We start from the raw sequence: 12210 nt of genomic DNA on the forward strand, positions 1-12210 counted from the left end.
CGCAAAGCGCAAGCTGCTTTGCGGGCCTGCTCGGCGGGGTCATGAGCTTGTGATCATGTGCGCGCGGGTCAGCGCTGCAGGGTGAGCACGCCCGGCCGGTACGGCAGTTTCAGGTAGTCCATGCCGTCCGAGCTGGGGTCCCTGCCCTGGTAGAGGAACTGCAGGTTGCAGGGGTCGACGGTCATGGTCTGGTCGGGGTTGTTGCGGACCAGGTCACCGTGGCTGATGTCCCTGGTCCAAGTGGCGCCGCTGTTGGCCTTGCCCGCGAAGGGGCTGCTCTCGCTGCCGGCCTGCGGGGTCCACGAACCGTTCAGGCTGGAGGCCGTGAACGAGCGGAAGTAGCGGCCGTTCGCGCCCATCGCCTCAACGATCATGAGGTACTGGTTCTGACCCTGGACCTTGTAGACCTCCGGCGCCTCGAACAGTCTCTCCTTCGTGTCGCTCATGATCTTGGTGTACGACGAGCCGAAGCTGCCCGGGAAGTTCCCGAGCGCCATGGTCGACCTGTAGATGCCGCCGTTGTCATCGGCGAAGAACAGGTACATGTTGTGGTCGTCGGCGATCATGGTCGGGTCGATCGGGCCGCCTGGGGAAACGCTGCCGGTGAACAGCTCCTGCGGCGCGGACCAGCCGTTGGGGTTGGTCGGGTCGCTGGATGTGCGGTAGGTGAAGGTCCAGGCGGTACCCCACCCGTTCGAGACCAGTACCCAGATGTTCTTGGGCGCGAAGTAGAACAGTTTGGGCGCCACCGCGGACCCGCTGATCGCGGTCTGGCCGGCCGACGCCATGTCCGACCAGTTCGTGAAGGGACGGAACGTCATGGCACCCCACGACGATCCGTTCGAGGTGGTCGCGTAGACGAGGTGCTTGCCGTTGTACGTCACGGTGGTGAAGTCCTTCAGCGAGGTCCACCCGTTCGCCGGCTGCGCCAGCGGACCGGTCGAGGACCACCGGTACGTCGACGGAAGAGCACACGTGCCGCCCTGCGGCGGCGTCCCGGTCAGACCGGTCCACTTCTGGTTGCTGCCGCCGTTGCAATTCCACAGCTGCACCGCCGTGCTGTTGGCTGTGGCGCCGCCGCTGACGTCCAGGCACAGCCCGGACTCCACGGCGACGACCGTGCCGTCGGCGTTCAGCCGCCACTGCTGGTTCGTACCGCCGTTACAGGACCAGATCACCGGCCGGGTACCGGCCGTGGTGGCGTGGCCCGGAACATCGAGGCACTTGTTGCCGTACACGGTCAGCTGGTTGTTGTCCGTCAGCGTCCACTGCTGGTTGGTCCCGTCCGTGCAGTCCCAGATCTGCAGGTTCGTGCCGTCGGTCTGGCTGGCGCCGGGCACATCGAGACACCGGCCGGAACCAACGCCGCGCAATTCGCCGCTGGTGGCCGCCTGAGCCGGGTTGGCGACGAGCGTCGCCGCCGAAGCGACCAGGGCCGCGAGCACCACGGTCAGATGCCTGAGGCTGAAACTACGTTTCTTCATGGGGTCTCGTTTCTTGAGTGAGCATTTCCGGTTGGCTCCGTCAGGGGCTGTCAGGACTGTTATGCGCTCTGACCCCGCCCCGCGTTCGTGATATCGAACGAGGGTCGAAGTGTCGGACGAGCGGAAGGGCGGAGAGCAACCACGATCCGCTTCCGGAGCGGATCTCAGTTCCTCACGATGCGCCACCGGTTGTCGGCGGTGCCGTCGTCCGGGTCCTGGACCGCGAACGCTCCGACAGCGGTGGAGTTGTTCGCGATGGCGAGCAACTTGCCGCTGTTCTCGTTGCGGATCTTGTAGGTCCCGTCTCCCTGGTCGAGCAGCGTCCATCGGTGGTCGGCGGTCCCGCTGTCCGACCACTGCAGAACGGTCGCGTCGTCTGCCGTGGACATGTTCATGACGCCGAGCACCTTGCCGCTGTGGGCGTTGCGGAAGCGGACCGCGGTTCCGTCGGTGATCATGTACCAGTCGTGGTCGGCGGTGCCGTTGTCCGACCACTGCAGAGCGCGGCCACCGTCGGCCGTGGACATGTTCTGGATGCCCAGCAGGAGACCGCTGCCCACGTTGACGAGACGGACGCTGCCGGTGGTGCTCCAGTAGACGGTGTAGTTGTGGCCGTGGGCGTCGTGGAACGGGCCCAGGTTGACGGTGGAGCCGTTGGCGGTGGCGGTGAAGGCGAGCGAACTGCTGCTGGTCCGTGTGATCGATGACGTGTTCAGCGACGGGAGGGAGCTGAGCGAGGAGTTGCCGTAGTTGCCGGACAGGACCACCGGGCCGTAGGTGATCGCGGCGACGTTCGCGTTGTCGTTGGCCGCTCGCATGACGGCCCGCATCGGCAGGCGGACGGTGACCGTGTCGCCGGAGGCCCACGAGCGGCTCAGGGTGGCGTAGCTGCCGGGCGTGGTGGCGATGTTCTGCGCGACGCCGTTGACGCTGATGGTGGCCCCGGTGGTCCAGCCCGGGATGCGGACGCGCATCGCCCAGGTTCCGCTGACGCTGCCGGTGACCTGCAGGGTGGTGGTGTCGCTGACAGGGTATGACGTGGTCTGGGTGATGGTGATTCCGCGCTCCGACCAGTTGAGCACCGAGGGCACGAACAGGTTCACGATCAGCGTGTTGTCACTGCGGAAGTAGACGGAGTCCATCAGCCTGGTGTGCATCTCCAGGCCCGTGCCCTGGCAGCACCAGAAGGTGCCGTAGTCGGTGCTCCAGGTGCCGCCGCCCCATGCCGGGCCGACACCGCGTCGGCTGCCCGGGTTGAGCGGGGTGAAGTAGGTGACGTGGCCGTGGTCGTCGGCCGGGTTCTGCTGGCCGATCATGTGGTTCAGCCATGCCCGCTCGTAGTAGTCGAACAGCGCGACCCGGCTCGGGTACAGTGCGAACAACTCCCGGGTGAGAGTGAGCATGTTGAAGGTGTTGCAGCTTTCGCACGTGTCCTGCTTCAGGTAGTCGGCGATGGCGTTCGGGGCGCGGAAATGTTCCGCCTGGCTGTTGCCGCCGATGGCATAGGTGTGCGAGGTGACGCAGAAGTTCCAGGCGTTGGTGGCGATGTCCCGGTAGCGGGTGGTGCCGGTGGCCTTGAACTCCCGGGCGGCTCCGATCCACTTGGGCACCTGGGTGTTGGCGTGCAGTCCGCCCAGCTGGTCCTGGCCGGACGCCAGGGGGTCGAACACCGCGGCGTGGTCGAACCGCCGGGCGACGGTGAGCCACCGCGCGTCGCCTGTCTGCTGGTAGAGATCGGTCAGCACGGTGTTCATGCCGCCGAACTCGGTCTGCAGCATGGCCTGCATCTGCTGGCTGCTCAGCCGGCCGGTGCGCCAGTCGACCCATCCCGCCAGGGCGAGCAGCACGTCCCGCGCTTGCGTGCTGCCGATGTGCCGCCATACGTCCAGCAGGCCGACGAGGGTCTTGTGGATGGTGTAGTACGGCACGTTTCCGTTGCTCAGGGTCCGCTGCTCGAGAGCGGTGAAGTCGGACTCGGGGTAACCGGAGAGGTACCCGGCGCTGAAACCGGCGGCGCTGTTGTTGGCCTGGCACTTGGCCAGCTCCGCAACCATGTAGGTGGCCTTGTCCCGGCAGACGGTGTCCCCGGTCACGGCGTACAGCTGCGCCCATGCCGTGAGGAAGTGCCCTTGCACGTGGGTGCGGAAGGGGAACGACGGCGCGTCCCATCCGCCGGTGGCAGCCGCGCCGTTGGTGGACAGCCGGTGGGTGGCGCGGAAGTTGTACAGCAGCCGTTCGACATCGACGAACCGCAGGTAGTTCCGCGTACGGTTCTGGTTGTCCAGCCACCGGCTCGCGGTGAGCCGGACCTGGTCGAGTGCGAAGGGGCGCGCGGAAACCCCGATGTCGGCCCTTGCGGGAGGGACGGCCGCACGGGCGGGAGATGCGGCGACGAAGGATCCGGTGGCAGAGGCCGCTGCGGTGGCCCCGGCTACTTGCAGGAGGCGCCGTCTGCTGACGGAGGAGGCCATCTTGCACCTTTCGGTGAGGAGGGAGCGGTAGCTTGGTCGTTGGCGCGTCGGCTCACATGTCCGGGGGGGCGGGTGCAGCACCTCCGGGACTTGTCTGCTGCCGATGTGGCGCCATATGTCCAGCAGGGCGACGGCAGCGCAGCAAACGCGTTGGTGGCGGCCACAGTCCTGGCCTCCACGTCGGCGAGAAGTGATGCGCGCATGAGACACATGCGGCACTGTGGCCCGTCCTGTTCGATCGTCGGAACTCCGCCCGGAACCGGCGACTGTGGGCCGAGCGGCAGCCCGGCCGGGCAAGGAGGCCTGGAGTCCACCGGGGGCTCGGTCCCATCGGCCCTCTCCACTGATACATGGGATGGATTAACGGCTATGAACGTTGCCTCTGTCTAGTCTTGCGACACGAAATACTTGGCTACCTCCGAATGCGGGTCCGGCTGGTGCCCTGCCGCCGGTCAGAACATTGGATGTACCAAGAAGGAGTGTGAGGAGTGCGAGAGCCCAGCCGCCGGGTGCGACCGCGCCCAGCGCGCCTGGAGAGTTGCGGTGGCATGAAGTTCCTCGTCTCCGAGGCCGTCGGACGCAGCTGTAGTAGCCCGTTCGGGGCGACAGAAGGCCGGGCTGCCGTGGGTGGGTTCCGTGACGGCACGGCAGGGGGTTGGGTCGGCCAGGTCAGGCCCAGGACTGACCACCGTGAAGGAGCCGTCGGCGCGGAACGTCGAGGCGGACGGAGCCGGATGTGCTGCCGGGGCGGGCGCAGTAGGTGGCGTCCTGATTGAAGACGGCGGTGCCGTTGCTGCTGTCGAAGCGGGGCGCATCCGCCGACCGCGACCCGCCTTCTCAGGTTCTGCGGACCACTGCTGCCGGACGTATTGACGCTTCCCACTTCCCCCACTTAACGTCTGACCGACCTTACGAACATCGTTCGATTTATCGAACAACTCGCTTCGGCGGACGGGGAGTCGGCCACGGAAGGCTCCCCCCGGCCGAGGAACAGGAGCCGTACGAGGACAGGAGGTGCAACGCGGCGCAGGCGCCGAAGGAACCGCAGACCGTTTCGCCGGACCGCGCCCACGCGCGCTCGAACCGAAACCGCCCGGCCGGCCCCGCGCCTGCGACCGCCCCACTCGGATACACCGGGACCTCACCTCACGAGCCGTCACCACAACGCACCGGCACCGCGTGCCCAGGCCCGCCGTCACCCACGTCGAAGCGCACCGCGCACGGCAGACAGGCCGTCACCCGGATTCAGCCAGCCCCCTGCCTCGTCGCGCGGCAGCCGGTCCCGTCCAGCCAACATCGAGACCGAGCTTCCCCCGCCACCCCGATGTGCCCTCCCCCTTGGGTGGCTCCAGCAGAACGACAGGAGATGTAGATGTCCGCGCTTCGCGCCCGGCTCTCGGCGATACTGCTCGCCGCCTGCATGCTCTTCACATCCCAAGCTTGATCACACCGGACCGGGCGGCCGCCGCCGACCCGGGCTACCTGATGACACACTTCATCGGGGAAGGCTCGAACAACCAGCAGATCTACTTCTCGTACAGCAAGGACGGCCTGAACTGGACCGAGCTCAACGGCGGCGGAACAGCCCTCCGCTCCACGGTCGGTACGAAGGGGGTGCGCGACCCCGCACTCGTGAGATCTCCCGACGGCAGCAAGTACTGGATCATCGCCACCGACCTGTGCATCAGCTGCGGGCAGAACTGGGAGGCCGCCGTGAACAACGGCAGCCGCAACCTGGTGGTGTGGGAGTCGACGGACCTGATCAACTGGTCGCAGCCGTGGCTGCTCAACGTCGCCGGCGCGGTCCCCGACGGGCGTAACGCCTGGGCACCGGAAGCGATCTGGAACCCCGAGACCAACGACTACGTCCTGTACTGGGCGACGAACAAGCCCGTCCACGGCGTGAAGAAGCACCGCATCCACTACGCCCACACCAGCGACTTCCGCTCCATCACCACCCCGCAGACCTACATCGAGCGCCCCGGCATGCAGGAAATCATCGACACCCAGATCGTCGAGATGCCGACCGGCGTCGGCAGCCACCGCTACGTGCGGGCCTCCGGTGACGGCCAGATCACCCTCGAGGGCAGCAACTCGATCCTCGGCACCTGGACGAACCTTGGCAACCTCTCCGGCATCGGCCTCACCGGCTCCCAGGTCGAGGGCCCGATGTGGATGAAGTTCCGCGACCGCAACGAGTGGGCGCTCTACCTCGACCAGTACGCCTCAGGACGCGGATACATGCCGGTCACGACGACCAACCTCTCAGCCTCCGGCACCTACCAGGTCCCGGCGCCGGGCAGCTACAGCATGGGCGCCACCAAGAAGCGCCACGGCTCGATCCTGAACCTGACGGCCGCCGAGGAGTCCCGCGTCCTCGCCCGCTGGAGCGACATCCCGGCCAAGCGGCTCCAGTCGTACAACTTCCAGGACCGTTACGTGCGGCACGCCACCTTCGACGTGCGCATCGACCAGAACATCACAGGCGACGACGCCCAGTTCCGGCTGCGGCCCGGGCTGGCGGGCTCGGGCACCGTCTCTTTCGAGTCCGTGAACTACCGCGGGTACTTCCTGCGGCACACCGGATACGACTTCCAGCTGGTCCGCAACGACGGGACCGCCCAGTTCGCCGCGGACGCCACCTTCCGCAAGGTCGCCGGGCTCGCCGACGCCACATGGTCCTCCTTCCAGGCCTACAACCACCCCGACCGCTACATCCGCCACTACGCCTACCAGCTCCGCCTCGACCCCATCACCACCGCGGCAGAACGCGGTGACGCCACCTTCCGCGTCACGAACTGACCTGACGCCGACAAGGACGTGCCGCACCGGCTCCGGCCAGGCGGGCTGCGCTCGCGCACCGCCCTGGCCTTGTCCAGGGCGTACCGGTCCGACGGGCCGGCACCGATGCGCAGCACGGCGGGGCCGCCGGCCCCCGCCGCGTCGGTGCCGCCCGTCTTGCAGCGTGAGCATGCTCGCCGAACACATTCGCCACGGCGTTATGGGCCGGGTGCCGGCACCTTGGCCGAGACCTCGCCCGCCCTGCAACAGCCATGTCTTCTTCAGGGGATGTGAACCCATGCACAACGTGAACCTCAGCGCCGCCGGAGATTCCGTCAGGGCGCTCTGGCCGCCGTGGCCGCCGCCGTCTCACTTCTGGTGGGCGTCGTCGGCCCGGCGGCCTCCGCCGAGGCGGCGGAGATCACCGACGGCCTGGCTCTCTGGTACAAACTCGACGCCACCTCGGGCAACGGCAGGAACGGAACCGTGAACGGCACCGCGGGCTGGTCGGGTTCCGGTGAAGGGCTCACGTTCAGCGGGTCCGGCACCTACATCAAGGTGCCGGACAACATCATGAGCGGCATGAACTCGATCACCGTCTCGATGGACGTGCAGATCGACGCCGCCCAGGCCACGCCCTACTTCCTCTACGGCTTCGGCAACACCAGCAACGACGCCGGCAACGGGTACCTCTTCACCACCGGCAACTCGTTCCGGACCTCCATCACCTCCGGGAGCCCGTCCACCGAGCAGAACACCGCCGCTTCGGGCGCACTGCAGCGCTCGGTCTGGAAGCACGTCACCTACACCCAGACGGGCAACACGGGCGTCCTCTACCAGGACGGGGTGGAGGTGGCCCGCAACACGTCGGTCACCATCACCCCCGGTTCCATCGGGTCCGGCACCACCACGGCCAACTACATCGGCAAGTCGGTCTTCACCAGTGACAAGCTCTTCAAGGGCAAGATGCGCGACTTCCGGGTCTACAACCGCGCGCTGGCGCCCGGCGAGGTCCTCGAACTCAGTGGGAACACCGCGGGCATCGCGGCGGCCGCCCACCCCTCGCTGAAGACCGACGCCCTCATCGACGACGCCAAAAGCAAGATCACGCTACCGGTGAACGAGGGCACGGATGTCACCGCGCTCGCCCCGCAGTTCACCCTCGCCCGGGGCGCGTCCATCAGCCCGGCCTCCGGCACCCCACGCGACTTCACCGACCCCGTGACGTACGACGTGACCGGCTCCGACGGGACGAAGCGCACCTGGACGGTCGAGGCGTTGGTCATGAGGAGCCCGGTCCTGCCGGGGCTCACCGCCGACCCGAACATCGTCCGCTTCGGCGACACGTACTACATCTACCCGACCACCGACGGCTTCGCAGACTGGAGCGGTACTCAGTTCAAGGCGTACTCCTCCAAGGACCTGGTCCACTGGAGGGACCACGGCGTCATCCTCGACCTCGGCCCTGACGTCAGCTGGACCAACAGCCGGGCCTGGGCCCCGACGATGACCGCGAAGAACGGCAAGTACTACTTCTACTACTCCGCCGACACGAACATCGGCGTCGCGGTCTCCGACTCGCCCACCGGCCCGTTCACGGACCCCCTGGGCAAGCCGCTGATCGCCCGCGGAGCCCACCCCGGCCAGATGATCGACCCGGCGGTCTTCACCGACGACAACGGCCAGTCGTACCTGTACTGGGGCAACGGCCGGGCGTACGTGGTCCCGCTGAACGACGACATGGTCTCCTTCGACGCCTCGAAGGTCACCGACATCACCCCGAGCGGCTACCGCGAGGGCACCTTCGTCATCAAGCGCAAGGGCACCTATTACCTCATGTGGTCGGAGAACGACACACGGGACGAGAACTACCGCGTCGCCTACGCCACCGGCCCTTCCCCCACCGGTCCCTGGACCAAACGAGGCGTGATCCTGGAGAAGGACCTCTCGCTCGGCATCAAGGGCCCCGGCCACCACTCCGTGATCCAGGTGCCCGGCACCGACGACTGGTACATCGCCTACCACCGTTTCGCCGTCCCCGGCGGTGACGGCACCCACCGCGAAACCACCATCGACACGATGGAGTTCGACGCCGGCGGCCTGATCAAAAAGGTCGTCCCCACCCTGACCAGCATCGACCCGGTCACAGGCGGCACCACCCTGCCGACGGACACCACCCGCTCGCTCCGGTCCGTCAACTTCCCCGGCCGCTACGCAGTCGTACGGCCGGACAGCCGCGGCTACATCGACCCGGTGACGTCCTCCAGCACCACGGCGGTCAAGCAGAGCGCCACCTTCACCATCGTCCCCGGCCTGGCCGACTCCGACTGCTACTCGTTCCGTGACGCGTCCGGCCGCTACCTGCGCCACCTGGACTACCGGGTCCGCTTCGACGCGAGCAACGGCACGACGATCTTCAACAAGGACGCCACCTACTGCGCCCGGCAGGGTTCTGTCGCCGGCTCGGTCAGCCTGGAATCGTACAACTACCCCGGCCGCTACCTCCGTCACTACGACTACGAACTGCGCATCGACCTCCATCAGGACGACGCCACCTTCCGCGCCGACAGTTCCTTCACTGCGGTCAACCCCTTGGCCTGATCGATTCCCTCGCTCACCCGGTGGCCCGCACAGCGAAGCCCCGCGGGCCACCGGCCTGCCCGAGGGCATGTCAGTCGACTCACCCAACTGATGCCAGACATCCCATTAAAAGCCGGGCCGTAAGCCCTGCAGCGGGGTAACTCCCAGGGCTGTATGGGTGCGCTGTTTCTTGGCAGTGAGGGGATGTAAAGGCAGTCCCCTTGCCATTCCCGGCGCGAGCGATCCGCACCGGACTACCCGCAACCACCCGGAAGGCCGCATGAAACTCCTCCAACGAACCGGGATTCGAGCCGCCGGTACGGCCGCCGCAGTCCTCGCCGTCATGGGCTCGGTCACTGCGACGCCCGCATCCGCCGCCGCGCCGGGGAGCTGGACCTCGGTCCAGCCCGGTGTTGGACAGACCGGCTGTGACGGCGTGCGCGCCGCCGTGGCGCTGGACGCGAACGGCGCCCTCTCGCTCGGCGCGACCTGGGACTGCCGCCATGCCCTGATACCCGCTCCGATCGGGCTGGTGACCAGCCAGGCAGACTTCACCACCGGACTGGAGTTCGTCAGCCGCACAGATGCGCCCGTCTCGTACACCTACGAGGTCGAAGCGGGGAAGTCCCGCGTCCGGACCCGGACGGCGACCGAGACGAGACTGGTGTTCGCGAAGGGCTCATCGCGGCTGACCGTGCACGTCCGCACGTCCGCGGATGGCATGGCGCTGCGCTACGAATTGCCGTCGGGTGCGACGGTGCTGCGCGAGGCGACGTCGTTCGAGCTGCCGGCCGACACCCAGCTGTCCCGGCAGGAGTTCAGTGCCGATCACGAAAAGGGTTACGCGACCTCCGAGGTCGCCGACGTCGCGACGGGCTCCTACGACATGGGCGTGTTCGCCCAGCAGACCAACGGCGCGCGGGTGCTGCTCGCCGAGTCCGGTGTGGACGGCGGCTACTCGGGTGCCCGGTTCACCCACGTCCAGGGCACCGGCCGGTTCAATGTCGCGCTGGCCGACGCGCAGATCGTGCGATCCGGCGCGTTCGCCACGGCGTGGCGCACCGCCGCCATCGGCAGCACGGCGACGGTCGTGGAGTCCACCCTGGTCGACGACGTCGCGCCCGCGTCGAAGATGTCCGACACCTCGTGGATCAAACCGGGTGTCGCCGCGTGGCCGTGGCTTGACGGCATGACCGAAACCCAGGGCGACCTGACCAAGCTCAAGAAGTGGGCCGACTACGCCTCCTCGCAGGGCTGGCCCTATCTCCTGGTGGACGACGGGTGGAAGGCCAACCAGGCGATCATTCCCGAACTCGTGGCCTACGCCCGGGACCGAGGCGTGCGGATCATGCTCTGGTACCACTGGCAGGATCTGGACACCGCCGCCGAGCGGGAGGCCGAGTTCACCAAGATCACCCGGTGGGGTGTCGTCGGCGTCAAGATGGACTTCATGGGTTCCGATACCCAGGCCCGTCAGCAGTGGTACGACGCGACCCTGGCCGACACCGCCCGCTACAGGCTGATGGTCGATCTGCACGGCTCGCGCCTGCCCGTCGGTGTCCACCGCACCTGGCCGCACGTGCTGACCAGCGAGGCCGTCCGGGGCGAGGAATACCCGGGTGGCCGGAACATCGGGCACGTGGCCGCGCTCCCGTTCACGCGCGGTCTACTCGGCCCGGCCGACTACTCGCCGATGAGCTTCCAGCAGGGCAACCCGAACAGCGACGCCGCCGAACTCGCCCTCGGCGTACTCCTGGACAGCGGCATAATGCTGCCCGGCAGCCGCATCTCGGACTATGAGGCCCGTCCCGAGGCACAGCGGTGGCTGCGGATGCTGCCGACCGTGTGGGACGAGACGAAGTACGTCTCGGGCGACCCGCTCACCGGAGGGGTCATCGCGCGCCGCAGCGGCGACCGGTGGTTCGTCGGCGCGCTCAGGCGCGGCGAGGCCACCACCATCAGCTACCCGACCACGTTCCTCGACTCCGGCACCTGGCACGCGGAGATCACCACCGACGGCCCCGACGGCCTGACCCGCACCAGCAAGGTCATCCGGGCCGGCGACACACTGAGCGTCCCGGCGGTCGCCCACGGCGGCCATGCGGTCAAGCTGACCAGAGTCGCGGCCATCCCGACCGGGAACCGCACGGTGACCATCACCGGCAGCAGCCACGTACTCGACGTGAAGAGAGGAAGCCTCGCGAACGACGCCGCGATCATCCGCTGGCCCGGCACCGGCGGCGCCAACCAGCGCTTCGCTTTCGTGCCCCTGGACGACGGATACACGCGGATCGTCAACCAGGCCAGTGGCAGGGACGTCGTCATCCGGTACGCGTCCCGCGACGCGGGCGCGAAGGCCATCCAGTACACCTACGAAGCCAACGCGAACACCAACGACGAATGGCTGGCGGAAGACGCGGGCAACGGCCGTGTCCGGCTCCTCAACCAGCACAGCGGTCTCTACCTCACCGCGGGCAACGCCCAGAGCGACCAGTTGGAGCAACGCCCATTCGACGGCGCCGACCACCAGATGTTCACCGTCTCCTCGCCGCTGAACAAGCCAGCCATTCAGTAGTGCAGCACTGGCGAACAACCCTGCGCCGGGGCCGTGGTCGAGGACCACGGCCCCGGGGACGGCGATGGCCGTGACGGCTGCGGTGACATGCCGTTTGCCCGAGGTCCTCGGGCAGCCCGGGCGCCACGACCGCCTACCGCGCGCCGCTTGCGGGCCGGCGCGCGGCAGGCGGCCGAGTCCTTGGACGCGTGTGGTGGTGCGGCGCCGTCAGCTCCGTGCGGCGGTGCCGAACAGCCCCGGCGAGAGTCGGGGGGGGGGGGGGGGGGGGGAAGCTAAATACAGGGGGGTCTTCTGGAGTGAGCACCCCTCAGCGGGTCTA

Annotated in this window: 3 protein-coding genes and 3 pseudogenes; 3 read left to right on the top strand and 3 right to left on the bottom strand. The window is 67.8% G+C overall.

Annotated features, from left to right (window positions below; all coding sequences use genetic code 11):
- Window positions 1-68: 68 nt before the first annotated feature.
- From ACIBCU_RS33680 to ACIBCU_RS33690, 3 genes and pseudogenes are all read right to left on the bottom strand, one after another.
- On the bottom strand, window positions 69-1484 hold the full coding sequence (locus ACIBCU_RS33680; protein WP_399236091.1) for a non-reducing end alpha-L-arabinofuranosidase family hydrolase: 1416 nt from the start codon (window positions 1482-1484) through the stop codon (window positions 69-71).
- Window positions 1485-1648: 164 nt separating this feature from the next.
- On the bottom strand, window positions 1649-3955 hold the full coding sequence (locus tag ACIBCU_RS33685) for a beta-L-arabinofuranosidase domain-containing protein (protein ID WP_399236094.1): 2307 nt from the start codon (window positions 3953-3955) through the stop codon (window positions 1649-1651).
- 669 nt (window positions 3956-4624) lie between these two features.
- Window positions 4625-4750, bottom strand: a pseudogene (locus ACIBCU_RS33690) (AbfB domain-containing protein); the annotation flags it as partial.
- A 577-nt stretch (window positions 4751-5327) separates the two neighbouring features.
- Here ACIBCU_RS33690 and ACIBCU_RS33695 point away from each other — a divergent pair.
- From ACIBCU_RS33695 to ACIBCU_RS33705, 3 genes and pseudogenes are all read left to right on the top strand, one after another.
- Window positions 5328-6757: pseudogene (locus ACIBCU_RS33695) on the top strand (glycoside hydrolase family 43 protein).
- Between the two features lie 294 nt (window positions 6758-7051).
- Window positions 7052-9337 (top strand): annotated as a pseudogene (locus ACIBCU_RS33700) (family 43 glycosylhydrolase); the annotation flags it as partial.
- Window positions 9338-9596: 259 nt separating this feature from the next.
- Window positions 9597-11891, top strand: a complete 2295-nt coding sequence (locus ACIBCU_RS33705; protein WP_399236096.1) for a glycoside hydrolase family 97 catalytic domain-containing protein — start codon at window positions 9597-9599, stop codon at window positions 11889-11891.
- Window positions 11892-12210 lie beyond the last annotated feature (319 nt).

Source organism: Streptomyces sp. NPDC051064, from assembly GCF_044455985.1.
Taxonomy (GTDB): domain Bacteria; phylum Actinomycetota; class Actinomycetes; order Streptomycetales; family Streptomycetaceae; genus Streptomyces.